Annotated in this window: 14 protein-coding genes; 4 read left to right on the forward strand and 10 right to left on the reverse strand. The window is 55.8% G+C overall.

Going from position 1 to position 25636, the window contains the following annotated elements; translation table 11 throughout:
* Nucleotides 1-153 precede the first annotated feature (153 nt).
* Nucleotides 154-1125 (forward strand): aldo/keto reductase, encoded by a 972-nt coding sequence (locus FRY98_RS26635; protein WP_148457739.1) that lies wholly within the window; start codon nucleotides 154-156, stop codon nucleotides 1123-1125.
* Nucleotides 1126-1136: 11 nt separating this feature from the next.
* On the opposite strand, the gene FRY98_RS26640 is transcribed toward FRY98_RS26635, so the two are convergent.
* Nucleotides 1137-2090, reverse strand: a complete 954-nt coding sequence (locus FRY98_RS26640; protein ID WP_148457740.1) for a DMT family transporter — start codon at nucleotides 2088-2090, stop codon at nucleotides 1137-1139.
* On the reverse strand, nucleotides 2087-2941 hold the full coding sequence (locus tag FRY98_RS26645) for an AraC family ligand binding domain-containing protein (protein WP_148457978.1): 855 nt from the start codon (nucleotides 2939-2941) through the stop codon (nucleotides 2087-2089). The genes FRY98_RS26640 and FRY98_RS26645 overlap by 4 nt, the downstream gene beginning before the upstream one ends.
* Before the next feature lie 269 nt (nucleotides 2942-3210).
* On the opposite strand from FRY98_RS26645, the gene FRY98_RS26650 reads away from it, so the two are divergent.
* On the forward strand, nucleotides 3211-5493 hold the full coding sequence (locus FRY98_RS26650) for a metallophosphoesterase (RefSeq protein ID WP_170287199.1): 2283 nt from the start codon (nucleotides 3211-3213) through the stop codon (nucleotides 5491-5493).
* 80 nt (nucleotides 5494-5573) lie between these two features.
* Here FRY98_RS26650 and FRY98_RS26655 read toward each other — a convergent pair whose 3' ends face one another.
* Nucleotides 5574-6710, reverse strand: coding sequence for an NAD(P)/FAD-dependent oxidoreductase (locus FRY98_RS26655; RefSeq protein WP_148457980.1), 1137 nt, complete (start codon nucleotides 6708-6710; stop codon nucleotides 5574-5576).
* 152 nt (nucleotides 6711-6862) lie between these two features.
* On the opposite strand from FRY98_RS26655, the gene FRY98_RS26660 reads away from it, so the two are divergent.
* A complete protein-coding gene (locus FRY98_RS26660) occupies nucleotides 6863-7042 on the forward strand; it encodes a small acid-soluble spore protein H (protein ID WP_148457741.1) in 180 nt (59 codons plus the stop codon).
* 77 nt (nucleotides 7043-7119) lie between these two features.
* On the opposite strand, the gene FRY98_RS26665 is transcribed toward FRY98_RS26660, so the two are convergent.
* The 7 genes from FRY98_RS26665 to FRY98_RS26695 all read right to left on the reverse strand — a co-directional run bounded on the left by FRY98_RS26665 (nucleotide 7120) and on the right by FRY98_RS26695 (nucleotide 23847).
* Nucleotides 7120-8343: a VWA domain-containing protein gene (locus tag FRY98_RS26665; protein ID WP_148457742.1), complete on the reverse strand. Its 1224-nt coding sequence runs from the start codon at nucleotides 8341-8343 to the stop codon at nucleotides 7120-7122.
* 3 nt (nucleotides 8344-8346) lie between these two features.
* Complete coding sequence (locus FRY98_RS26670) at nucleotides 8347-10740, reverse strand: DUF5682 family protein (protein WP_148457743.1); 2394 nt, start codon at nucleotides 10738-10740, stop codon at nucleotides 8347-8349.
* The gene (locus tag FRY98_RS26675; RefSeq protein WP_148457744.1) at nucleotides 10737-11840 is read right to left on the reverse strand and encodes an ATP-binding protein; all 1104 of its coding nucleotides are present in this window, start codon (nucleotides 11838-11840) and stop codon (nucleotides 10737-10739) included. Before FRY98_RS26675 ends, FRY98_RS26670 begins: the two co-directional genes overlap by 4 nt.
* A gap of 44 nt (nucleotides 11841-11884) precedes the next feature.
* Complete coding sequence (locus FRY98_RS26680; protein WP_148457745.1) at nucleotides 11885-13729, reverse strand: HEAT repeat domain-containing protein; 1845 nt, start codon at nucleotides 13727-13729, stop codon at nucleotides 11885-11887.
* A 27-nt stretch (nucleotides 13730-13756) separates the two neighbouring features.
* Nucleotides 13757-15190 carry an SWIM zinc finger family protein gene (locus tag FRY98_RS26685; RefSeq protein ID WP_148457746.1) on the reverse strand — a complete coding sequence of 478 codons (1434 nt, stop codon included), beginning with the start codon at nucleotides 15188-15190 and terminating at the stop codon, nucleotides 13757-13759.
* 933 nt (nucleotides 15191-16123) lie between these two features.
* A complete protein-coding gene (locus tag FRY98_RS26690; RefSeq protein WP_148457747.1) occupies nucleotides 16124-16759 on the reverse strand; it encodes a copper amine oxidase N-terminal domain-containing protein in 636 nt (211 codons plus the stop codon).
* 260 nt (nucleotides 16760-17019) lie between these two features.
* The gene (locus FRY98_RS26695) at nucleotides 17020-23847 is read right to left on the reverse strand and encodes an invasin domain 3-containing protein (RefSeq protein ID WP_148457748.1); all 6828 of its coding nucleotides are present in this window, start codon (nucleotides 23845-23847) and stop codon (nucleotides 17020-17022) included.
* 320 nt (nucleotides 23848-24167) lie between these two features.
* Here FRY98_RS26695 and FRY98_RS26700 point away from each other — a divergent pair, with 320 nt between their 5' ends.
* On the forward strand, nucleotides 24168-25634 hold the full coding sequence (locus FRY98_RS26700; protein WP_148457749.1) for an MDR family MFS transporter: 1467 nt from the start codon (nucleotides 24168-24170) through the stop codon (nucleotides 25632-25634).
* The last annotated feature ends 2 nt before the right edge of the window (nucleotides 25635-25636 follow it).

The following is a 25636-nucleotide window of genomic DNA, read 5'->3' on the forward strand; positions in this document are numbered from 1 at the left end:
ACTCCTTCCATTTATACATGCAATGAATCTTACAAACTAAATTCGCAAGAAGCTGGGTAGTTCTTAAGGAATACGGCGTTCCGTTGCATTACTCCCCTAGCCTTTGCGATAATGGATACAATCTTAATTGTGATAAAAAGAGGAGGAATCACCATGAACTATCGTCATCTCGGCAGCAGCGGGCTGCAAGTCTCGGCACTGGGCCTGGGTACGAATGCGTTCGGCAAACGCGCCGACGAACCCACCTCCATTCGAATTGTCCATTACGCACTGGACAGCGGGATTAATTTCATCGATACGGCCAACATCTACGCGGGAACGGAATCCGAGCGAATCATCGGACTAGCGCTTAAAGGTAGAAGACAACAGGCTGTTCTTGCGACCAAAGCCGGACTTCCCACCGGCCAAGGCCCCAACCAAAGGGGCTCCTCCCGTTATCACCTGCAGCAGGAGTTGGAAGGAAGTCTTCGCCGGCTGAGGACCGATTATGTCGACCTTTACCAGATACATACCTTCGATCCGTTCACACCGTTGGAGGAAACCCTTCGTGCTCTGGACGATATGATTACCTCGGGTAAAGTCCGCTACATCGGGGCATCCAATTATGCAGCCTGGGAACTGATGAAGGCGCTAAGTGTCAGCGAGCAGCTGCGGTTATCGAAATACATTTCCCTCCAATGCAGCTATTCCCTCGCCGACCGTACCCCGGAAAAAGAATGGGTTCCCCTTTGTTTGGACCAAGGAATCGGCATCATTCCTTATTTCCCTTTGGCAGGAGGAATTTTGACCGGTAAGTACGCTGCGGATCGGGCGCCTGCCGGATCAAGAGCGGATACAGACCCCAATTTTGCGAGATTTCTAACGGATGAACGAATCCAACTCGGCAACGAAATCGGAAAGATCGCTAAAGAAGTAGAGATCAGCCCGACCGCTTTGTCTTTAGCCTGGTTGATGAACCGCCCGGCAGTATCCACCGTGATTGTCGGAGCCACCCGGGTGGAACAATTGCAGGACAGCCTGCAAAGCGTGTCCATTCCTTATGATACGGATTTGGAGCGCAAGCTGAATGATATAAGCAGCCGATTCGTCCACAGCGAACCGTTTGCCGAATATAGATTGAAATAGTATCGGAACTCCTATCCAAGCTCGTCCAAAGATCGGTGTGCCTCCCGGGATTTCGCTTTATAACGCTTGAACCCGAACGGATGGATCGATCGGTCGGATAAGAGCAAGCCTGCCAGCGTAAGGATCATCCCTAAAGCCGTGATCACCGATATCGGCTCATGCAGAATGGAAAATGACGCAATCACGGTTACCGCCGGCACCAGAAAAATGTAGGTGCTCGTGCGCACTGCCCCAAGTACGCCGACGCTCCAGTTCCAGGTAACAAAACACAGTGCCGAAGCTCCCAAGCCGAGAAACAACAGGTTAAATAGCTGGGTACTGTCTTGAAACCTCGAAAGGCCGAGATGAAATCCGGGCGAGAAGCACACCGGCAGCATGAAAACCAACCCGTAAAAAAAGACCCGGCGTGTACAGCCAATGGCCGGAATACCCAACGAGCTGATTTTGCGCATCAGAATCGAGTATATCCCCCAAATGACGCTGGAAAGAAAGGCCAGTACATCACCCAACGGATTGAGCGCCAATTGGCTGGCTCCGTTAAAGGAGATCATCACAATTCCCGCCATAGCCACCGCAAAACCGGCCAAAAAGCGTAGATGCAGCGACTTCTCCCCCAACAGAAAATGGGCTAGAACGGCCGTAATTAACGGCGCTGCGGACACGATGATGCCGACATTGGAAGCCAACGTGTAAGTTAATGCGATATTTTCCAGTAGGAAATAGAGGGTAACCCCGGTGAGCCCGGCTGCCGCGAAAAGCAGCTCCTCCCGGATCGGCCTCAATGAGATCACCTTCGGGTAAATCGCCCAGAGGACGGCATACCCGATCAAAAAGCGAAACAGCAGGATTTCCTGCGGCAAAAAATCCCCCAGCATCAGCTTGGTCGAAATAAATGTAGTGCCCCATATCAAAATGGTCAAAAGAGCGGCCGTATGCGCGGTTGTGGTACGACGCCGGCCGCTCATACGTTATCCTTCCGCTTTAAAGGGACAGATGCGGCTTCCTCACGGAAGATTTTCATATATTGGCCGGGAGTTAGACCTATATACCGTTTGAAAAAGTGAGTCAAATGGCTCTGGTCGCTGAATCCGGTCTTCAAGGCGGCTAACGAGGGAGCGATCCCTTGTTCCAGGAGTTTCTTGGCGGCGCCGATTCGAATCGTCTCCAGGTAGTTGTACGGCGATATTCCCTGATCACGGGTAAATGAACGAATAAAATGATATTTGCTAAGCCCGGCAAGGCCGCAAAGCTTATCCAGTGTTATTTTCTCCGGGTAATGGCTCTCCATATATTCGCACACCCTGCGAAATTCGGCCGTCCTCCCGCTGCGCGCAGGCTCTGCCCGAACCTCCGAATACTCCTGGACGATCTGTCCCATTAATACAAAGAACAATTCCTCCTTGATGAAATCCGTTTCGCCCTCACTGATTAGTTGGTGCAGTTCCTTAAGCAAAGGAGCCAACTCGGTTCCGCGCAGCACAGGTCCGGCAAACACCGGCGTCTCCTCCCTTCCCGATATATCGAGGGACAGTTCCCGCATGCGGTCAACCTTTATATTGATGCAGCGATAGTCAAGCACATCCCCATCAACCTGCATACAGGTGTGGACATCCTTCGGATTAAACATAATCATATCTCCGGGATGGATAATATACTCCCGTTGGTTACATTCCAGGTAACGCTGTCCTTTCTCTATAATCCCAAAGACGTAATAGTCATGAAAATGATGCGGAAACTTCTGCATGATCCCCTCAAACCGGTAGGCTTCCACGTTCAATTCAGCGTCGTAACAGACCGTTCGGATCTCCTTCGTCATCATGTAACCTCCTCGTATGTACTCCACCTTATCCACTATACCAGAAAGTTTTTATCCCCTATTGTAAAATGTTGCTCTCGCATTAACCCCAATCTCCGATTGCCCCCATGCATCATTAATGTTATTTCAGTCCTGATTCGCCCCGAGTTTTTTCTTGTTCTGATTTCCTCCCCATTTCCATATATTTATCAGCGAATGGCCGGCCGACCTTTCATAGTGTTCCGTTCAAAAGTTAAAGCGCTTTAAATATCTAACGAGGGGAGATTGGCATGTTGACCTACTCAATTCATCGAAAAACCGGTGCCCGCCTATTATGCGCTCTGTTGGCCGCCTTGATGATCATCGTTTCGAGCCAAGGCGTTTCCCGGGCGGCTGAAACAGAAACCGCACTGGCGGAGGCGCTGCTTTCGGAATGGATTTTTTCAGGTGAAGATCAGGATGGCGTTTTTCCGGCAACAGGCGGCATCTATCAAGAATCCTCCAGCTTCCGGAATGTGGGCGGATATTTCGAGTATTATGACAGCGACCAGCACTCGATAAGCTATCAAGGTTGGGACAACGGCAAAAACAAAAAATACTGGCTCGTCAGTCTTTCGACTAAAGGTTACCGGGATATCGCCCTTTCCTCCCAGCAAACTTCATCGGGTACGGGACCGCGGGATTTCAAGGTTCAGTACAGCACCGATAACAAGAACTGGACGGATGTGCCGGGGTTGTCTTTAAAGATGACGCAATCCAGCTTTAACTGCCCCGGGGGTTCCTGCAAACTGGCAAACGCCCCGCTGCCGGCGGGCGCCGAGAATCAAGATAACCTATATATCCGTTGGATCGTGAATTCGAATACGAATACCAAAGGGAGCCAAGGTATCGGGGATACCGGTTCCAGCCTGATTAAGGATATCCGCGTAACTGGCACGGCAACGGGAACGCAGGAACCGCAAACGGAGCCCAAGCTGATCACCATGACGCTGTTTGGAGACACGAAAACGACCCGTCAATTCGCATGGTATACGGATGTACCGTCGCCTTCCGCCCTGCAAGTGGTCGAAGCGGCCAAAGCAACCGGGAGCGATTTCCCCGAGAATGACGCCTTAACCTTTCAAGGAACGACCGAAGAAATTACCACTTACGTGACGAAGGCGGACCGGAAGGCCAATAAGAAAAAGAAGTTTTACAGCCACAAAGTCACGGCAAGCGGATTAACTCCTGGGACGACATATCGATATCGCGTCGGCAGCGGAGCCGCGAACAGTTGGAGCCGGACCGGCAGTTTTACGACCGATACGGCCCAGGCCGAACCCTTCCGCTTCATCGCTGGCGCGGATTCGCAAGCCTCCAGCAAGGCGGATTTCGAACCTTGGGCCGACACGTTCCGAAAAGCGGTGCAAACGGTCGGCGATCCCAAATTCATCATCAATGCGGGAGATCTCGTGGATAACGGGGACCTGGAAGAACAGTGGCAATGGATGCTGGGGCTTCCCCAGGAACAGCTTTTGAATGTTCCGATCGTGCCCGTCCTCGGCGGACATGAAGTTCAGGACTATGACGGCGACGAAACGACGCCGAATTCGAACTTTTACTACCATTTCAATCTGCCGAAACAAGTTGTGGCCGATACGCATGACGGCTCCGTGTATTCTTTTGAATACGGCAACGCCCTCTTTCTGATTTTCAACACGCAATATGCCGGAGAGTTGTCGAGCGGCGGCGGAATTAAGGAGCAAGACCCGCAGTTCCAGGACCAGGTCGAATGGATGAAATATATCGTGGCCAAAAGCGATGCCAAATGGAAGTTCGTAGCCCTTCATAAAGGCCCCTATTCCGCCGGGGACAATGCGGGAGAATGGGAGGATGACCGCGTTCAATTTTACAAAAAAGTCCTCGTCCCGGCCTTGGACCAAATGGGCGTCGACCTCGTTTTCGAAGCCCACGATCACATGTATATGAGATCGTACCAAATGCTGAACGACAAGGTGGTCCCTCCCGCCCAGACTACGTTCGACACGCAAGGAAACGCCGTTAACCCCAAGGGCACGGTCTATCTGATGTCGAACGCCTTCGGGGACAAATTTTATACCAAGTATCCGGGGTACGATGATTATTTTGCCGCGATCAATACCCAGCCTTTCAAAAAGATGTTTACCGAGGTTTCCGTTTCCGAAGAGGTTCTGAAGATCAAGGCTTATACCGCCGCCAAGAAGGATGAATCCTCCGGTAATAACGGTGTCAAGAAATACGACGAGTACGGGATCAAGCGGACGGACCGCAAACCGGACCCTGTCGGCGACCCCAAAATCCGGTTGAACGCCGGGAAAGCCACCCTTTCCTGGAAGCTTCCCGCGTCCGGCGCCGAACCCGTGAAAGGCTTCCGAATCTATGAAGCAAACGGAAAGATCAAACCTTACTGGAACGCGTATGTAAGCGTCGAGTCAGGCAAGACAGATTACAGCTTGACCGTCAGCAATATCAAAGCCGCGGAGAACTACCGATTTGTAATTCGCGCGGCAGGCAGCCGGTTGAACTCCGATCCGGTGGAACTCCATCTCGAATAAAATAACCCGTTTAAAAAAGAGCTCGGGATATGGTCCCCGAGCTCTTCCCGTTTATATTAGGGCAAAGCCTCTCCGTTATTCTACCCCGACCGCGGATCGTCAAGAGCCAGGCTTACATCATAGTCGGAGAAATCGATATCCGTCGGCTGGTCCAGCGCCATTTTGGCCAGCTGGCTTCCGATGAACGGTCCTGTGGTCAATCCGGACGCGCCCAAACCGTTTGCGGCAAACAATCCATCCCAGCCGGGAATCTTGCCCACAACCGGAAGAAACCCGGGCGTAAACGGCCGGAAACCGACTCTCATTTCTTGAAAAGTACTGTTGGCCAGCCCAGGCGCCGCGGCTAAACCTTTATTGAGAATTTCCTGCATGCCGCCCGGTGTAATCCGCGTGTCGTACCCGTCCACTTCGTTTTCGTGCGTCGCTCCGATAACGATTTTCCGCTGGTCGAAAGCCAGCAAATATTGATCGGAAGGGGGCATCACCACGGGCCAAATCCCCGTATCTTGATCCCCCTCCACACGCAAATGCATGATCTGCGCCTTTTGGAACCGGACGAGAAAGCGGAGACCTAACGGCTTAAACAAGGCATCGGCCCAAGCTCCCGCGCAAATGATAACACCGTCGCCTGCATAGCTCTTCTCTCCTACTCTAACGCCGGTCACGCGGTTATCCTCATAGATTAACGAGGCATCCCCGTTGACAACGACCGCGCCTTTCCGCTGCGCCGAACGGATTAACGCGTCGCGCAGCGCCCGCCCGTCGATCCGGGCTGCGCCGCCGATGTGCAGGGATGGATAGCCGGCTTCCAGGAGCGGAAATCGGGCCTTGGTTTCGTGCTCCCCAAGGCGGGTGATTTCCCCGATTTCCGGCGCGTCCTCACGCCGCTGCCGAGCGCGTTCCTCCAGCTTATCGAGTTTCTCCGCCTCCGTATGAATAAGCAGTGCCCCGACCCGGGCATACCCGGTTTCCGTCTCGCCTTCCCGTCTTAATTCTTCGATGAAGTCGCTATAGAAGCGGGCCCCTGCTCTGGCCAGCCGATACCAGGCCTGGTTGCGGCGCTGGGACACCCAGGGGCAGAGAATTCCCGCGGCGGCGTCCGTAGCCTGCCCGGCGTCTTTACGGTCGATCAAGGTGACATCGGCGCCCATTTTGGCCAAATGATAAGCTGTGGACGCTCCAAGAATGCCCGCCCCAATGACGATCATTTTCTTCATGTTTACATTCCTCTCCATTCGCTCGCTTCCTCCATTATAGCGGAATCGGCCTGCATGTACGACGCCCCGCCTTGATCACGCATATTTCCCGAAAAAATGGGACAACGTATTACGGAACCATTCGAGTATACTCACCCCAGGAGGGACAAGCGATGAACAGCCAACGCGCTAAGGAAATCGTGGAATCGCCTACGATGGTAAACGTTACGTGTAACGGCGTACCCATCTATATTCAGCATGTGGACGAACGCAGCGAAACCGCCCGGATTTACCCCCTCGATCAGCCGGAACAAGAGCGAGAGGTGGCCTTGTCCGAGTTGAACGAACGATAAAAAAAACGCCTTGTCGGCGTAATTTTACAGGAAACAGACCGGAAGAGGTGCCGCCATTGCGGCACCTCTTCCGGTCTTCAAGCCTGGGTTCTCCCCCGGCCCTCCAACCTTTTCACCAGTTCGGCCAAATCCTTGCCCTGCAGCGCGCCTTCCACCAATTCCGGCAGCATGGCGGGCGTACAAGCGAACGAAGGCGTTCCGTCCCGGGCAAAGGCTCTGGCCAACTGCTCATCGTAAAACGGCTTGCCCTCATCCGACAAGGCGAGCAGACATAAGGTTTTTACGCCGGCTTCTTTCATCTCCCGCATTCGCCGAATCAAGCGGGACTGATTGCCGCCTTCGTACAAATCGGAAATGAGAATAAACAGCGTTTTTTTCGGTTCCGTAATAAACTGCTCGCAGTACGCGACGGATTTGTCGATATTCGTGCCTCCGCCGAGCTGGATCCCGAACAGCATATCCACCGGATCGTTGGCGCATTGCTCAGTCAAATCGACCACTTCGGTATCGAAGACGACCACCCGGGTATCCAAAGCGGGCATACTCGCAAAGATGGACCCGACGACAGACGCCCAGATGACCGATTCCGCCATGGATCCGCTCTGGTCGATATCGACGATGACCGTCCATTCCTTGCTTCTCTTCGCCCGGTCGAAGTAATAGAAACGTTCGGGAATAATCCGTTGGCGCTCGGCATCATAATGCTTCAAATTCCGCTGGATGGTACGTTTCCAGTCAATCCCGCTCAACGAAGGAAGCGGTGTATGCCGCCTGCGGTTAAGGGCCCCCGTTACGGCTCTTTGAAGCTCATGGCTCATGCGCTTGACCAATTCATCCACCACGGCCTGCACAAGCATGCGCGCGGTATCCTTCGTCTTCTCCGGGATTTTTCCTTTTAGGGACAACAAGGTTCCGACGAGATGAATATCCGGCTTCACACTGGCCAGCACCTCCGGCTCGAACAACAGCTGCTTCCAGCCTTTACGCTCCATCGCATCGTGTTGAATGACCGAGACCACATCTTCCGGAAAAAAAGTCCTCACATCGCCAAGCCATTGCGCGAGCCGAGGGGCGGATTTCCCCTGGCCGGCGCCGCGCGCGCCCGAACCGCTTCCGGATGCCCCTGCTTCACCAGGGGCCGTCTGGTCATAGATGGCGGCAAGCGCCCGGTCCATAATCCGCTCATCGTCCGTAAGCCCGATCTCTCCCTGACCGGCGTAGCGGCCGAGATCCCCTTCGGCGGCCTCGCCCAGAATGAGCCGCCAACGGGACAGAGCCTCACGGTTTACCGCTCCGACCATCGTCTAAAAGTCCTCAAAATCAAAATCATTCAATTCATCCAGCATCCGGGCTTCTTCCTCCTTCAGTTCTTCCGTAATCATTTCGGCGGCCCGCTCCGGTTCCACGCCCCACAATTCTCCGAGCAGTTCGGCAACCATCGTCTTTTCGCGCTGGCTGAATACGCTGAACGCCCGGCGCAAAAAGACCAGGGACCGCACAAATTCGTCATCCTCCAGCGAGCAGATATAGGCGTTGAGCTGATCCCATAAGCTCATCCGCGATAAAAGGGCATAGCGGTTGCGCATCGCTAGTCCCTCGAACCAGCCGGCGCCCAGGTCCGCCGGAATGCCCGGCGAGAGCCGGCGCGAAACCTCCGCCGAACACGCCTCAGCCGACAATTCCCCCCGTTCGAGCAGAATGGCGCAGGCCAACCCGGATAATCTCGGGTGCGCGTCATCCCTGTCCGACAACACGGACAGTTCCCGAATCCACAGCGCCTCGTCGACTTCGTCGCTATGTTCCGCGGCGATATGGTTCAACTCGTTCATCGCCTCCGCCATCGCCTGAGCCGCTTCATCGTTGCATTGGCACGCCTCCTGCAAGAACAGGCACGCGCGCAAAAACAGCTGCTCCAGGAGCGGAACAAGCGGAGTCGTCTCGATTCTTCGGATGCCGCCAAAACGGATCAACTGCGACAGCCTTCTCGCCGCGGCCGCGATTTCCGCCACATTCTGGCTTTGCACCGCCAGCTTTTGCAAAGCCGATCTCGCCGCCTCCATTTGATGAATCATCCCGCACTCGTAGGCGGCCGAAATCAGCTCGGAAGCCTCCTTGAGGGTGGAGCATTCCTCCAGCCGCTGCTGAAGCACGAAGCCCGCGGCGGTTTCCACGGTTTCCCCGAGGAGATTCGACTCCACCACTTCAATCTCCACTTCCGGAGACCATTGGATAACCCAATGTTCCGACCAAACGGCCTGCTCCGCCGTTCTTCTCTGTTCCTTGACAAAATGAATGCCCAGCAGCTTCAAACGGTGGAACCAGAAGGAGCGATTCAAATCGAGAAAAGCCGCTTCCTCCGAAGAGACTCTCCGGTTTTCCCGCAAGTCGAGAGCGAGATCTTGCGCTACGGCGGTTTTGTACTTCTCCAGTTTCAGCCGTTTTAGTTGGCGGGCCACGTCATCCTGAATCGGCGTTTGACTGACGCCTTCGGCCAGCGCGCCGATCGCCGTGCCTACCTCCGTTCGCGCCAGCGCTTCGGCGACTACGGACAGCTCCCCGCGCCCCAAAAGGGTTTTGGCGGCATCCCTTAGATCCATCAGCGTCGGAGCGCTTCCGCCATGCAAAGCCGACAGCGCTTCAGCAAGTCGGACCGCCTCGATCACTTCCGCCGTGGACCGATGCGTCCCCGTTCTCCTCAAATCGGCAGCGACGGAAGCGAGATAACGATGGGACAGTTCGGCTACGTCACCCCGCCGCATTTGCTCCCACATCATTTCAAAATAATAAGGCGCCCGATTTCCCGCCCCGTATCCGGTCAGTGAAGACAATCGCAAATAGGAATACGGCATGAGCGTCAGCTTCGTCTTGCGGGCCGGAAGCTGCGACAGCGCCTCGTCGCTCATGGCCAGCGCCGGATTTTGCAGGGCCGAAGCGTGATACGCCCCGCATACGACCACGATCTGTTCCGGCTTATGTCCCGCCGCGAGCGCCTCCGCGATTTTTCGGCACATGTAAGCTTCACGAACGGCGTTATAAGCGTATTCCAGCCGGTCGTCCCGCCTTTCCTTCTCCTCCGTCAGCTCCCGCATTTGGCCGGAATAGGCCAGAATCGCTTGCCGGTACGCCTCCGGACGCAAATTGTGCTCAAAGTTCCGCTCCCAATAGGTGTCATAATCGGGCTCGCCCGCGATTCCGGCAATTTTGTCGTACAGCGACGCGGACAAATCCGGGTCATCCGCCATTCCGCCCGGAGCCCCCGTTTCCTCCGCCGTTTGTCCGGCGACGGGTGACTGGGGGGCCTGCTCATCGGGGCCGTTCAGCAGCTCCTTGTCGCGGGCGGCGCCGCGGATATCCTGCAAACAAACCGCGGAAGAGGAGGGCAAATCAATAAACGCGCAGTAAGCTCCATGGTTTTGCGCCCAGAGCATGGCCTGATACTCCGGGGAGTACACGGCGAAAGGCCAAAGTACGGTCCGCACCGGCAGCTCTTCGGTGAAAGCCAATAGAGCGACGGGGGGCCGGGTAGAAGCGTTCGTCAAATGCGCAATTTCCGCAGAAGCGTCGGAAGGCCCTTCGATCAGGACGGCCGTGGGACGGATCCGATCCAGAAATTGGCCCACATGATAAGCGCCGGCCGGCGACAGATGCCGGACGCCGAAAATCTGCACCCCAGCGCCGCTAGCCGCCTCCGTCTTCATTGATTCATCTCCTTGCAGGCCGTGTAAAGACCGCGCCAGCCGGCCCCGCGCTTTTTCATCACATTGTCCAGATATTCCTTCCACACGAGACGATCCTTGTCGTCATCCTTTACGATGGCGCCCTGCAGGCCGGCGGCCAAATCCTCATCCGTCATCTCCCCGCCGCCAAAGCTGGCCGCAAGCGCCATACTGTTGGTGAGCAGCGAGATCGCTTCGGCCGTGGAAATGACCCCGGCCGGGGACTTCACCTTCTCCTTTTTGTCCAGCGTCATACCGCTGCGCAGTTCCCTGAAGATAGTTACGACTTTTTGCAGCGCCTCGTCGGAAGGAGCCGCCGCTTGCAGATCATAGGAAGAAGCGATTTCGGCAACCCGTTTCTTTACAATCTCCACTTCGGTTTCCAGGTCGGCGGGCGCGGGCAGAACGATCATATTAAAGCGGCGTTTCAGCGCCGTGGACATCTCGTTTACCCCCCTGTCACGGGTATTGGCCGTAGCGATAATGCTAAAGCCTTTACGCGCATTCACCTCTTTGCCGAGCTCCGGAACGGAGATCGTCTTCTCCGACAAAATCGAGATCAGCGCGTCCTGCACTTCGGAGGCGCAGCGGGAGATTTCCTCGAACCGGGCGATGCCGCCCGCTTCCATGGCCCGCATGATCGGACTCTTGACCAAAGCCTCCGGGGTCGGTCCTTGGGCGAGAAGCATGGCGTAATTCCAGGAATAGCGGACCTGCTCCTCCGTCGTTCCCGCCGTACCTTGGACAACCAGCCCGGAGTTCCCGTAGATGGCCGCGGAGAGATTCTCCGACAGCCAGGATTTGGCCGTCCCCGGCTCGCCGATCAACAGCAGCGCCCGGTCGGTCACCAGCGTGGCGATCGCCATCTCCACGAGGCGAGCGTTCCCGATATATTTCGGCGTTATGGTCCGGCCTCCGGCTTGCCCGCCGACGATAAACTTAAGCACCGATTGCGGGGACATTTGCCATCCCGTCGGAACTTTGCCTTGATCCTCGCGGATCAATGCCTGTAATTCTTCCTGATACAACACCTCCGCGGGCTTGCGCATAATATCCTGCATTACGGGTTCCGTCTTGCTCATCAATGGATCTCTCCTTTAGAAATGAATGGATGCTAATGGATGACTTACGATTCCATGGTCTTCAAAATATAGCCGAGCTGCAGGACCGCATCGGAGGCGAATTTCGGCGTAGCCGCCCGAATCCGGCCCGCATAGGACGCCGGTAAACGGGAGAGCTGCTCGAACAGAAACGGCTCGATTTCGCGGCATTCCGTATTCCGCTCGTCCTCCAGCGCACGGACCAGCGCTTCATGGAGCTCCCCCTCCGGGATGCCCGCGCGAACCAGCCCCATGACGGCCAGATTGGCGAAACGGTTGCGAAACTCCGGAGATTTGCTCAGTTTGTCAAGCAGGTAGGAAGAGACCCCTTCATGTCCCGGCCGGGCAAAAGCACTGACCAGCGCCAAATGATCGAGCGCGATAAAATGATCCAGCCAACGGGAATCCCACGTAGCTGCAACTTCCTCCGGCGGAAGCATTTCGACCGTGAACATATAGCTCTTCTTCTCATCCGCCCAAACCGGTTGGTCCTCCCGGTATTTACGCTGGATCACCAGATCTTCCAACGTATCCAGCAGCTGTTTGCAGGTGGTGGCGATCTTGCTCAACGGGGAAGCGTTCAAACGGTCTTTGAGGATCCCCGCATAGGCTTCGTAAAGCCGATCCGGAGGCAGCACGGGCTGCGCCTTGACTAGAGTTTCACGAACAAAGGCGCTGGTTCCCGCGGTCTTTTCCATTTCGGTATCCACCGCAGCCCGGATAAGCTGCCGTCCTTCTTCGGAATTCACCCCGTTTATGTACTGCAACGCTGCATCCGTCAAAAAAGTCCAGCCTAACGTGTGCGCGTAGAAAGAATAATTCCGCAAAACCCGCAGGTACATCGGCTCCATCTCGGGGCCGGTCTTGCCGTGCACTGCCCAGAAATACCGTCTGCTTTGCAGCGAGACCTCTTTGTCGATCTCTTTCTCGGGATACGCGCTTTCGACCGATTGAAGCAATTCCGCATAATCCCGTACCAACCAATTGATCAGCAGCTCTGACCGGCTTCGGTTAAGCGCCGGACTCACGAGTTCGCTGTCCTTCCCTTTGGACGCCTCATAAAGACGCTCGGCAGCGCTCGCCCAGTCGCTGTCGGCCAAGGCCTGATACGCCGCTTCGCGGATGCTCTTCTTCTTGTCGCGGCTGAAGTCCAGCAGGGTCTCTTCGTAATCGGCATGCCCCGCCAACAGGCGAATCGCCGTCGTGCGCACTTCATCGGACCCCGAAGCGGCCGCTTCACAGATCGCTGAAAGCACCTCGTCGCCGCCGCATCGCGCGATAACGGTCAGCTTGCGGGCTTCAACCCTCCCCCCGCCCGGTTGAAAGCTTTCAAGCAAGTGGGGTACGATTTCGGGACCGTAAGACGGTAAAATATCGTTCATGGCAAAATCGGCGATCTCCGCGTATGGATCGTTTAACGCTTCGATGGCTAGCGGAAGCAGGCGCAGGTCTTGAAACAACCCTTCGCGGAAAGCTTCGACGATGATTTCATGCCGCCCGCCGCCTCGCGTCGTCAGGGCCTGCCGGACCGCCGACAATTTCCGGTACGACCGGATCGTCTTCAACGAGACGGGCTTGCTGTTCAACAAAGCCGTTTCCCCTTCGGCGGAGCCTTTTCCCTGGGTACGAAGCACCGACTGAAGCAAAAGATTGACATCCTGGAGCCGCCGGGCCGATTCCGCTCCGCCGCCTTCGCCGATCAAGGACTCCACCCCTTCGGCCAGCTTTTTAAACACCGGAGCGCGTTCCCCCAGCTGTTGAAAAGACGGAAGCAGCCTTTTTAACCGGAAATCCCCGGCCGCCAGATCGCTCCCCGCCATATAAAGACGCCGGATTTCATCGTTCAGCTCCATTAGTAAGGCTTGACTCATATGTAAACGTTCCTCCAATTCGCGTTGTTAGTAGAGCAACCGGACCCGTTCTTCCCGGGTTAAAATCGTCAGCGGCTGCACGGCAAGTCGACCGCTGAGAGAATCATGATGAAACATCGCTAGCATCGCAATCTCACTTAGAGCGTCTTCCGGCAGAAACTTCAATAAATGGACGGTGCCGTTATCCAGGATGTCGCGAAGCTCCAGGGTGTCTCCCTGCCGATCCGCGGCAAACAGCCTTCCCTCTCCATCGGCGACCACCTTGTCAACAGACAGCAGTGCGACCGGATTGGGATCGGCCAACGGGTTTTTAAGCTGGGTTTTCACGCTTTTTACGATCTCCGCAAAAGATTCCGCCGCATGCTCGCGTATCCGGTTTAGATCGCTCTTCTCCAACGCTCTCGATGTCATGGATTCGTAACGGACGCGCCGGTTCAGACCTCCGGGATACCGGTACAGCTCGGGAACGATAGCGACCTCAAAGAAGCTGTCTTCCTCCCTCATTAATTTCGCGGCTTTATAGGGGCGATATTGAACGGTATAGTGAATCTCCCCGCTGTCCGGCTGAATCCAGTAGCCGCAGTCGACATACTCCTGCCGGGCGGTATCATCATAGCTGGTAAAAGCCAGCTGAATCAGTTCGGCAGCCGGCGCGACCAGCCCCGCCTCTTTCAGTTCGGTCAACTGCCAGGCGTGTCCGAGCCATTCTTCGATCGAGGATTCATGATCCAGTGCAAGCTCGGGATCCTCCAGCTTAGCGGTTAAATGGGCCCGGCCTTTTTTGATAAAAGCGTGAATGATCGCAAGCTGATCCGCGGCCAAGGAATAAGCCTGCTCTTTGCCGTCCTTTTGCGACAGGAGGAGGAACAGCTTACCAAGCTGAATTTGCGCTCCGTTCAAATAATGGCTTTTCATTTGCTTCATATGTTCCTGAATCACTTTGAGCTCTTTGGCATCCAGCGTGCCGAGACCGCGCCGAATCAAGGAACGCGTTAATTTCTCAAGCAGTTCCAATCCCTCGAGTTGCGCCGTGATCTTCTTCTTAAGCGCCGATTTATTGACTTTTTTCGGCTTGGCTTCGGCGGCCGTCACCGCTTCCTTCGCTTTCTTCTCTTCCCGTTTCCCGGCTTTCTCCCGTTTGGCCGCCAGATCTTCCGGCACCTCCGCCGGCGTAAACGGTCTTCCCTCCGCATAAGCGTACAGGAGGCCCAAGACATGCTTGCACGGGAACTGCCGGCTCGGACAGCTACAGCGCATGACCGGTTTGTCCGGAATCGCGAAATCCGCGGATGGCGCATACGGTGTTTTTCCGCTTCCCGCACACAGTCCAAACAGGACTTGACCGTCTTCGGACCGGTGCAGTTCTATGTATTTTCCCTTTTTGTTCAAGTCTCGACCGTTCTTGATCGCTGCGCTGTTGGGCGCCAGTGAGTCGATCCAAGTCTCCGTAATCTCCATCAAAATGCCGTTCCCCTCCACCATCGTAAGTTGACAGAACTATTAAAATTATCATATAAGCCCATCATCTATATCATACCTAAAATTGGCAGGCAGCCCTACCTACTAAAGTCCCAACAAGAACATATATTCGGTATGATGAAAAGAGAACCCGTATATACGGGTTTGCACCATTGATTTACATATGGTTTACATAATATATTTTATGGAACTTCTTCTTGAATTCATATAACTATATAGTTTGAACTATGGATTGCAGACTAGGAGCCCGTCAGACAACCTTAACTAACAAGAATTCCTGCATATCTGCATGTTTTTTCTCGTTCGGAGCATAAATTTCAAAATTCCTGCAATTCCGCAGGAATTTTCAACTAAACCGGCTTGTTTCTCTAAAATCGCTAGAAATACCTGCGGATTTGCATCTTTTTTCGCATACCCTCGTGGATCGACCCTAAATACCTGCAGATTTGCATCTTTTAGAGTTGTAAGAGCACTAGGCACCTCGATCACAGCGGGCTTAATACGGATTAGGATGTCTGCGGCAGGCTTGATGTCTCATAGGGTGTCGCTATACAGCAGTGGAGAGGGTTCTTTTCACATTCTTCACCTGCAGCTCATCGAATTAAAAGGAATTCTTCCCGTTAATTTGGTGCACAGGCGGCTGTAAAGGCGAATTAGCTGGAGAATCTCCCGCTAATTCGCCTGAAATTGCGCCAATTGGCAATAGGGCGGCGAAATAGATGGAGTTTTTCCAGCTAAATCCGATAAAAGAGCCGAGATCGGTACATTAGCGGGAAGTTTTCCCGTTAAAGATGTGAACTCCGATATATCTCCAATTGTGGATTGTCGATGACGTATTTTTGACGTATTTGCGAAACTGTTTATATCCTTCCCCAACGCCAATGCATTGGTTCAACCTAATATAGCGAAATTGCTTTAGGGCAAAGTGATCTTTAGCGAATGGTTGTCGCTGTCAAATTCCAGACTAGCGCCCAGGCCTCTGGCCAGCACTTGCGCCGGCACATAGGTCACGCCTTTTATCACTTTCGGCGCTGCCGACACGGTTTCGGTTTCGCCGTTATAGGTAACCGTTTTGCTGCCGATGGTCATCGTCACGCTGTTCGTATCTTTGCTGACGACAATTGTGCCGCTGTCTTTGTCCAGGTTAACGGCTGCTCCCATCCCTTCGGCCATCTCCCGCAGAGGAACCAGGTTCGTGCTTTGGTAAATTACCGGAGTATTATTAAAAGCTACCGCCTGTCCGTTCACGAAAACTTTAAGCGAAGATGTCGCGTAATCGGCCGAAGGCGTTTTGCGGGTTGAAGTTTTTGTCGTCGTCTTTTTCTTCGACTTGGAAGATGAAGTAGCGCTAGGAACCTTGTTTTTGCTTTGGGAAGAACTTCTTCCCCCGTTGTGATAGTGATATTCTCCATCCTCAAGTCCCCATTTCGCGCAATTGGTCCGGCAGTAATGGCCGCCTTTGGCGTCCGTTCTGCCGGGATGGGCGGATACGCTTGCGCTCGACAATAAAAATAGAATGGCCATCGCACCCAACACTGCTCTTTTTCTCATCTAACGTTTCCCCCTTGGTTCAATTTTCCAATCAATACTAGACTACTGGATTTTAAAAAATTTGTCGATATAGTCAACTCATCAGTTCCATGTACGACAAAAAGAGCCGGTACCGGCTCTCCTTGCAAGCTTATGTTCATTAAACGGACGGAGTACCATTTGGATCGGCTGGCTTTTGAACCGCCGGGAACTGCGACGGGGATATCCTGACCGTCAAAAAAAGGGCCGGTCGGCGAACACGTCGCCCACTGGCCCTTCTCTTATATATCGAGTTGCAGCCATCGCGCAAGAATTGCGGCGGCTTCGGCTCGCGTCGCTGTTTGCAGCGGCTTTACCAGGTTGGAGGGGTTCCCTTTCAGGAGTCCCGCCTCCGTCAGACTTTCGACCGCCGGAGCAGCCCATCCCGCGATGGTCGCATGGTCGGCATAAAGGGCGAATCTTTCCGCGGACAAATGTGTAAAACCGGCTGTCTCCATAGCCCTGGAGATCATGACAAACATCTCCTGCCTTGACACCGCCGCATCCGGGCGGAAATCGCCGTTCTCATCCCCCTTCACCAAACCGGCTCGAAAAGCGGCCGTAATCTCGGCTTCATACCACTTGCCCGAGATGTCGCGGAAGGCGGCCGTCTCCGAAGCGGAGACCAGGCCAAGCATACGAACCAGCATAGCTGCCAGCTCGGCGCGCGTAACGGATTGTTCCGGCTCGAATCTGCCGTCATCCGTTCCCTTCACGATGAGCTTGTTAGCCATCGTCTCCACATCCAGCCGCGCCCAATGCCCATTCAGATCGGAGAAACTTCGATGGTTCTCCAGCACGGTGTAAATGCCGGAACCCGGCAGTTTGAATGCAACCGCGCCCTCGGCTCCGAACCGTGCCGGCACATATCGGAAGGACTCGATGCTTTCATCAAGCGTCGCCGCCGTCAAATGAAGGCTCGGTACCCGAATGTCCCTCGCCGGTTCAAATATTAAGGCGATCGGATGATCGTCGGTTTCCAGGAGCGTGCCGTCGGATTTCAACCCGCTTAGCTGCAGAAGGAACGGCTCGATCCGAAGCTCCGCGTCCATCTTCTTCGCGATCTCCAAAAGTCGCGACTCTCTTTCCGGTCCGAGACTTTCCAGCGACAGACGGATCGAATCCAGGGAAGGTTGCGCTTTGAACCTACGAAGATCGGCCAGATGAAGCTCCAAATCTCCAAGCGGCGTCTGCCATTCAAGCTTCATCCCGCCGTTTTGCTCCAGCAGGCGATCCAGAACGGCCGGCTTCACAAGAAGAGCCCACTCTTTGCTTCCTTCCTTCGTCTCGATGGAGATCACTCCGCTGCGAATTTGCTCGGCATTCAAAACGACGGTCCGGCCGGCCACTCCGTCCAGCAGTAAATCGAAGTTCAACTCCCCCCGGGAACTCGTTCGCGGCGGATTAGTAACTCCGCTGGAAGGCGTGCTTCCGGAACGACCGGGCCCTTCCCCTTCAGACCCGTCATGCTTCACGGAACCCGGTAAAATATGAATCTCGGCCGTAGCGGTTAAACCTTCGTAAGTAGCGCTGACTCGCGTTGTGCCGGCCTTTAGTCCGCGCAATCTTCCGGCGGCGTCCACCGCCGCAATATCTTCGACGCCCAAATGAAATGACGCTTCGCCGGAAACCTCGGCCGAGGTCCCGTCCGAATAGGTCGCGTTAAGTTCCAGTTGGAGTTGTTCTCCTTCCTTCACTTCATAGCCTGCGGCACCGAAAGCAAGCCGGGTAGGCACGGCATAGACCGTAACGGGCGCTCTGGCCGTCAATCTGCCGCCGTCTCCCTCGTAAACCGCCTGAATGACGGTGGTGCCGGTTTGCAGCCCGGTAATGTACCAGTAACCATCCGCGGCCTGACCGATTTGGATCAAACCGTCGTTGTATTCGAAACTTGCTTCCGAAGTCAAATCCGCCGTCATATCGCCATACGTAACTTCCACGACGGTCCGCTGCGACTCTCCGATCTGTAACCGATAGGATGGCGGAGTAAACCAGATTCCGTCGGCAAAAGTAACCCGGACGCCGCCGGGAACCTCCGCCCCGTTGATCCAGGCGCGGATATCCGCAATCCCCGGCTCCGTGGAACGAATTTCAGCCATGTATTCACCGGCCGTTCCGTAGGCGGCTTCCGTTACAGTTCCGAGCGTCGTCTCGAGACGCACTCCTCCCGGAGCCGTCGTCGGGTTGCCATAGGCGTCTTTAACCTTGACGGAAATTAGCGCCGCCGCAGTGCCGTTGGCCGGCAGAGCTTCCCTGTTCACCTTCAGCTCCGAGGCCGGGGCCGAAGCGGGGCCCGGCTGAAGCTCCACCTGGACCGTATCGGCCACAACGGCGTCGTCAATCGAGGCGGTAACGGTAGCTGTCCCGGCCGTGGTCGAAATCAATCGGGCCTTATACCTTCCATCCGCCTCATAAACGGCGGAAGTGACCGTTCCAAGCGTCGAGTCGATCCGGATCACCGCGGGAGCCCCGCTATCCGGCACCGTATTGCCGGAAGCATCCTTCAGTTGGACGGTGATGAGCGCTTCATCGCTGCCGTCCGCGATCAACGTGGTCCGGTCGGCCCCCACCGTGGAGGTCGCCGGGGAAGGTCTCCCCGGCTCAAAGAACACGGTGGCCGAAGAGCCGATCGGTACGCCGCCCAGCGTCCCTGTCACAACGGCCGTTCCGGCCGCTGCGGAAGAGAGTTCCGCCGTATAGCGTCCGCTTGAAGTATATTTCGCGTCCGTCAATATGCCGAGTGTGGTGGACAGCTTCAGTTGAATCGCTCCGCCGTCCGTGCCCAGCTCATTGCCGAACTCGTCCTTCAACTGGATCGTCACCACGGCTTTACTGCTGCCGTCCGCGGTTACGGCGGTCCGGTCCGCCGACAAAGCCGTCCTTTCCGCCGCCGCTCCGCCAGGCCGAAATTCGATCGGGGTTCCGGCCGCTAAGGCGACGCCGTTCACGGTACCGGTCAACTCCGCCAATCCGGCCTTCGTACCGGATGTCAATACGGCCGTGTAGGTCCCATCCGCTTGATCCGTCACGGAACTTAGCGTTCCGGCGCTCGTTTGGATTTCGACCCGATCGCCGCCGGCATTCAGGCTGTTGCCGAAGCGGTCCTTCAGCCGCAGCGTGACCTTGGTCGAGTTGACCCCGTTTGCCGTCAATTCACGCGTATCCGCCTCGAGAACCGAATGAGCGGCTGAAGCGGCTCCGGTAACAAACTCGACCGCGGCGGACCGCTGGAACACTTCGCCGTTGACCGTACCGGACAATTGGGCAAGGCCCGTAACAGTGCCTGCGGTCAGCACGGCCGTATAGGTTCCGTCGCCGTTGTCCTCCACGGCACCGAGGGCGCCGGCCGTTGTGGTCAACACAACGTGATCGCCGCCGCGGTCCAATTCGTTTCCGCTCACGTCAATCAGCCGGACCGTTACTTTGGATGTACTGGTGCCGTCCGCCGTAATGGCCGGAAATTCCGGAATCAACAAGGAGGTTTCCGGAGAGGCCGCGCCCGGCAAAAACGCGATGGATGCCGTCTCGCGGAGAGCCGCCCCGTTTACCGTTGCCGTTACTGTTCCACTTCCGGCTGTCCGGGGAGCCGTCAACACCGCGGTGTAAACGCCATTCCCCAGATCGGCGATTTGGCTGACGCCGCCGGCCGTCGTTTGAAAAGCAACGTGATCGCCGCCTTTGACTAAAGCATTACCATAGGCATCCTTCAATCGAACGGTGAGGGCGGTGGAGCTGATCCCATCGGCCGTCAGCGCGGCAGTTCCGACGGACAATTCCGATGTCGCCGAGGAAGCCTGGCCGGCCACGAACGTGACTTCCGCCACTTGCGATACCTTCGTACCGTTCAGCACGGCGCTTACGGTCGCCTTGCCCGCTTGCGTGGATGACGTCAAGGTCGCCGTATAAGTTCCGTCCCCGTGGTCCGTTACTTTGGACAACGTCCCACCGGTGGTTTCCAAGGCAACCCTGTCGCCTCCTTGCGTAATCGGGTTGCCGTACGCGTCCCTGGCTTGGACCGTCACCGTCGCCGAGCTTACGCCGTCCGCGGTAATGGCGTCCGGGCCCGACAACACGGACGTGGCGGCGGGCGAAGCCGAGCCGGGCACGAAGGAGACGGTGGCCTTGCTTGCCAAAGCCCTCCCCCCGATGCTGCCCGTCACCGTTGCCGCTCCGGCCGCCGTCGGCGCCGTCCAGGTCGCGGAATAAGTTCCGTCGCCCCGATCGGTCACCGCGCTTAGCGTTCCGGCCGTCGCAGACAGCAGGACTTTCCCCGCCGAAGCCGTCAACGGATTGCCGTACGCGTCCTTCAGACAGACGGTGACGGTGGCCTTACTCGTCCCGTTGGCCGGAAGTGTCCCCGCGTCAACGTTGATTACGGACGTCGCTTCCGACACGGGGCCGGGAACGACGCTCAACTCCACCGTTTGCCGAAGCTTCACGCCGTTGACCGCTCCGGAGACCGAGACGGTGCCGGCGTTCCGGGGGGCGGTCAGGGCGGCCGTATAGGTCCCGTCGCCTTTATCGGCCACAGCGCCAAGCGTGCCGCCGGTCGTCTGCAAAGTGACCGCGTCCCCGCCGGTGGTCAAAGCATTACCGTGGGTATCTTTCAGCTTCACGGTCAACATGGTTTTTCCCGTTCCTGCCGCAAGGGTGCTGCTGTCGGCGGACAGTACGGATTGGTCGGCCGACGCGGCTCCCGGTATAAACGCGACTTGAACGGTTTGCTTAAAGCTCAACCCCATCCTGGCGGATACGGTAGCCGCGCCTGTAACGGAGCTCGAAAATAGCCTAGCCGTATAGCTTCCGTTCCCGTGGTCCGTTACCGCCGAAAGAGCGCCGGCTGTAGTGGATAATGTTGGTTTTCCGGCACGGTTTGACAGGAAATTTCCATATTGATCCTTGAGCGTCAGCGTGATATTCGTCCAACTGCCGCCGTCCGCAACAATGGTGGAATCGTCCGCGGTCAACGTCGAAATCTCGTACGATACCTCGTCCGCCGTGATGGTTACCTCCGCCGTCCGCTGCAAAACGGCGCCATTGACCGTCGCGCCGACCTTCCCGGTTCCGGCGGTCGTTCCGGCCTTGAACACGGCGGTATACGTGCCGTTTCCAAGATCGTTCACTTTGCCTATAGTGCCGTTCGCGCTTTGAATAACGACCGTATCCCCGCCTTGGGTCAAAGGATTCCCATTGGCATCCCTTAGCCGTACGGTCGCCGTTGCGGTCCCCTTACCGGCTTGCAACTGGCTCGCATCGAGCGAAATCTCCGATGCGGACGCCGACGCGGCTCCCGGTACAAACTGTACCGTCGCGGTTTGCGCGATGGTCTGCCCGCCCAGCTTGGCCGTAACCACGGCTGAGCCTACCGCGACCGGCGCCTTCAAAACGGCGGTGTACGTGCCGTTCTTATGATCGGTGACCGGCGTCAGCGTCCCGGCGGTCGTACTCATTTGAACGGTTCCTCCGCTCGCGGTCAAGGCGTTTCCGTTGTCATCGATCAGTTGTAAACTCAGAGTCGAAGAACTGGCGCCGTCCGCCGGAACCGACAAAGGATTGGCCGTCAGCGTCGACTTGGACAGCGAGGGACCCAGCGGTTTAATCGTCACCTTTCCGGGCGCGGTCAACGGATAACCGTTAATCGTTCCGGTGATCGTAGCCGTACCGGAAGTCTTTGACGCGGTTAGTTCAGCCGTATACGTTCCGTTCCCGTGATCGGTCACCGGTCCCAATGTGCCTAACGTAGTGTTCAGTTGAACGCTTCCTTCACTTTTGCCGATGTTATAGCCGCTCCCCTCCTTTAAGGTAACGGTGACCGTGGTCTTCCCGGTTCCGTCCGCCAAGAGGGTCGGCGGGTCGGCGCTGATATTCGTTCGGGCGGGATAGACTTGGATCGGGCTGGTGTAGTAAATGTAAGTCGTTTCGTAAGACGTCCCCAACTCCCCTTTGCTTGTCCAGCCTCCTCCCCATACGGTACCGTCCGCTTTCATGACGAGTCCGTGGTTGTCTCCGGCGTAAATCTCACGGGCGTCGCTCAGAAATTTCGTTGCGACTTGCAGGTTGCGATTTTGCATGCCCCACCACCAGACCGTTCCGTCACTCTTCAGCGCCATGCTTAAACGGCCGCCTCCGGAGATCTTGGATACCCCGGTAAGGGGGACCGATCCCGTTTGTAATACCTGAATGGCCCGATTGGATGACGTTACCCCGGGATTGCCCAGATTGTAGTTTTCATTGTAACCCCAAGACCAGACGGTACCGTCCTCCTTAAGAACCATTCCCCCGAGCCGGTTGCCCTTGAGGTCGGTGATTCCCGTCAATGGCGCTCCGCTGGAATCCGTAACTTGCACGGGATATACAGAATCCGCCGTCGAACCGTTACCGAGCGCGCCAAAGCCGCCATATCCCCAAGCCCAGACGGTGCCGTCCTCTTTGAGGGCCATGGAATGGTAATCCCCGCCGCCGACCGCCTTCACATCGGTCAAGTAGGACCCGTTCGAGGCTTTGATCCGTACGGCCCGCTGGATACTGATGTCATAATAATCCGTTAACTGGTTGGATGAATTCGAACCCCAACCCCAAACCGACCCGTCATCTTTTAACGCCAATGTATGGTCGTAGGCCGAGGCGATGCTGTGAACTTGAGTTAAAGGACTGCCGTCCGACTGGATAACCTGGACGGCCCGATACTGGTTGTCCGATGCCCCGTTGCCCAATTTCCCATAGGCTCCTCTGCCCCATGTCCAGACGGTACCGTCGTTCAAAAGCGCGACCGAGAAGTATCCCCCGCCCGCGACGGCCGCGGCATTGGTAAGCGGGCTTCCGTCGGCTTTCATCACCTGGACGGGCCGAAACGAGTTGGTCGTCGTGCCGTCGCCCAACGCTCCCGCGCTGTTGTCTCCCATTCCCCAAACCGTCCCGTCTTCCACGATGAGCAAGGTATGGAGATAACCCGCCCCAAATGCCTTAACGCCCGATGGCGCGGCGGAAGCCGCATAAACGCGAGGAGCAAATGCGGGAATGGCCAGGACCAGGGCAAGCGCCAATACGCCGATTTTCTTCAGTCTGTGCAAGTATAACCTCCCCTTCGCTAATTTGAATGACCTTAACAGGGGTATAGGCCTGGATTTTAATAACCGGACTTTATGCCTATACCTCGACGGTCATTCTAACAGAGGAAGTTGCGACAGACGATTAACGAAAGTTAATTTTTAAAATATTTTCTCCTTCTCTAAAAATGGGATTTGACATAATCCCCGCTCGGCAGTAATATTTGACCTGTTGGTTTTATGTAAAACTCATTGGTCATTTTAGCGAACTACCCGTTTTTTTTCAATGCATTTCACTCGGGAGTTTGCGTCCCAAATTATTTTACGAAAGCAGGTTATGCAAGATGTCCAGTCCATCCGTTTCATCCCAAAGCACCGCACAGTCACTGTCGAAGGACTTTTCCATCAAACAGTTGTTCGCTCCTCTGATGGCTGTAATTATCGGGACGTTTATGGTCATTCTCGACAGTACCGCTGTAAATGTCGCCGTTCCCACACTGGTCCATTATTTTGATACGTCACTTCAAGTGATTCAATGGTCCGTCACCGCCTATACTCTCGCCCTTTCTGCGGTAATCCCGCTGGCAGGCTGGATGTCGGATAAGTTTCAACCCAAACGCGTGTTTCTGATGTCCATTGGTTTATTCACGTTGGGCTCCATTCTGTGCAGCCTTGCCAGAACACCTGAACAGCTGATTCTTTTCCGGGTCATCCAGGGACTTGGCGGAGGCATGGTGTCGCCGATCGGGACCGCCATGGTATACCGGCTGGCGCCCCCCGATAAAAGAGGGGCGGTCATCGGCATGTTCGGGATCCCCATGCTTCTGGCTCCCGCCCTTGGCCCGGTGCTATCCGGTTGGCTGGTTGAATACGTGAACTGGCAGTGGATATTTCTGATCAATCTCCCCATCGGGATTATGGGCATTCTGATCGGCGCGAAACACCTGCCTTCTTTCCCGGGGAATACGGCATCTTCTTTGGACATTCGAGGGATGGTCCTGGGGCCGCTGGCTTTCGCCATGATCACATTCGGAGTCAGCGAAGGCGGGGTAAGCTGGACCTCCCCCCGGACACTGACGGGCCTCGCGGTGGGAGGAGCCGCGCTGCTTTTATTTATCGCAAACTGCCTCCGGCACCCTCAGCCTCTGATGGAACTGCGGGTATTCAAAACGGCGGATTTTACGCGGGGAATTATTAATTTGTGGATCATGCAGACCGCTTTGTTCGGCACCGTACTGCTGTTTCCGCTTCTCCTTCAGCAGATCAAATTTTATTCTCCATTTCAGACGGGGCTGATCATGCTGCCGCAAGCGATCGGAGCGATGATTTTTATGCCGATGGCGGGCAAGCTCTTCGACAAGGTCGGGGCGCGTCCTCCTTTGATCGTCGGGATGACGCTGATCTCGGCGGCGCTTTTCGCGATGTCGTTCCTGAAGATGGACACCCCGCTCGTGATGATTCTGCTGGCTTTATTCTTTTTGGGATCCGGGATGGGACTTTCCATGATGTCGCTGAATACCCATGTGCTCAACGCGACTCCTCCCGCCCTGGTCAGTAGAGTCACCCCGCTCACGAGCGCAACCCAACAGGTGGTCTCTTCCTTTGCCATCGCCGGTTTCACAGGCGTCCTCTCGTCCAGGTTAACGGCGAATCAGGCACAAAGTTCGGATGCCGCCGGTCTGTTGCAGGGAAGTATGGCCGCCTACGGCGAAACCTTTTTACTGGCCGCCTGTATCGCGTTGGTCGGATTGGCGTTAAGCTTCTTTTTAAGAAGGCCGCAACTCCCTTCTTCGGAAACCGGCAAGCCATGACC

The organism is Paenibacillus faecis (assembly GCF_008084145.1).
GTDB classification, from domain to species: Bacteria; Bacillota; Bacilli; order Paenibacillales; family Paenibacillaceae; genus Fontibacillus; species Fontibacillus faecis.

Excerpts from the sequence above, each read along its gene's own strand:
- FRY98_RS26635 (WP_148457739.1), top strand. The coding sequence starts at position 154 with ATGAACTATCGTCATCTCGGCAGCAGCGGGCTGCAAGTCTCGGCACTG.
- FRY98_RS26640 (WP_148457740.1), bottom strand. The coding sequence starts at position 2,090 with ATGAGCGGCCGGCGTCGTACCACAACCGCGCATACGGCCGCTCTTTTG.
- FRY98_RS26645 (WP_148457978.1), bottom strand. The coding sequence starts at position 2,941 with ATGACGAAGGAGATCCGAACGGTCTGTTACGACGCTGAATTGAACGTG.
- FRY98_RS26650 (WP_170287199.1), top strand. The coding sequence starts at position 3,211 with ATGTTGACCTACTCAATTCATCGAAAAACCGGTGCCCGCCTATTATGC.
- FRY98_RS26655 (WP_148457980.1), bottom strand. The coding sequence starts at position 6,710 with ATGAAGAAAATGATCGTCATTGGGGCGGGCATTCTTGGAGCGTCCACA.
- FRY98_RS26660 (WP_148457741.1), top strand. The coding sequence starts at position 6,863 with ATGAACAGCCAACGCGCTAAGGAAATCGTGGAATCGCCTACGATGGTA.
- FRY98_RS26665 (WP_148457742.1), bottom strand. The coding sequence starts at position 8,343 with ATGGTCGGAGCGGTAAACCGTGAGGCTCTGTCCCGTTGGCGGCTCATT.
- FRY98_RS26670 (WP_148457743.1), bottom strand. The coding sequence starts at position 10,740 with ATGAAGACGGAGGCGGCTAGCGGCGCTGGGGTGCAGATTTTCGGCGTC.
- FRY98_RS26675 (WP_148457744.1), bottom strand. The coding sequence starts at position 11,840 with ATGAGCAAGACGGAACCCGTAATGCAGGATATTATGCGCAAGCCCGCG.
- FRY98_RS26680 (WP_148457745.1), bottom strand. The coding sequence starts at position 13,729 with ATGAGTCAAGCCTTACTAATGGAGCTGAACGATGAAATCCGGCGTCTT.
- FRY98_RS26690 (WP_148457747.1), bottom strand. The coding sequence starts at position 16,759 with ATGAGAAAAAGAGCAGTGTTGGGTGCGATGGCCATTCTATTTTTATTG.
- FRY98_RS26700 (WP_148457749.1), top strand. The coding sequence starts at position 24,168 with ATGTCCAGTCCATCCGTTTCATCCCAAAGCACCGCACAGTCACTGTCG.